The 279-nt window shown below is 35.8% G+C and carries 1 protein-coding gene; it reads left to right on the forward strand.

All coding sequences use genetic code 11. The annotated features are described in order from the left end of the window. Window positions 1-3: 3 nt before the first annotated feature. Window positions 4-279 (forward strand): acyl-CoA dehydrogenase family protein (locus ABS784_RS17080; RefSeq protein ID WP_352513391.1); only part of this gene is annotated, 276 nt, incomplete at its 3' end.

The following is a 279-nucleotide window of genomic DNA, read 5'->3' on the forward strand; positions in this document are numbered from 1 at the left end:
GAAATGAATAGTTTGGACGAAAAAGTTGAAACGTTGGAGCAGTTAATTGAAAAAGAATTGAAACCATATGTAAAAAAAATTGATGCGGAAGGTTTTTATCAGGAGCAATATTTGCGGGAGCTAGGGAAAGCTGGATTTTTCTCTACGAATCATAAGTCGCAAAAGGAATATATTTTACAAGAAATGAAAGTAGTAGAAGAAACAGCAAAATGGTGTATGACGACTGCATTTTGCCTATGGTGCCATCTGGCCGCTTTAACTTATGTGCGAAATTCCAAT

This window comes from Geobacillus sp. G4, from assembly GCF_040327975.1.
In the GTDB taxonomy this organism is placed as follows: Bacteria; Bacillota; Bacilli; order Bacillales; family Anoxybacillaceae; genus Geobacillus; species Geobacillus thermoleovorans.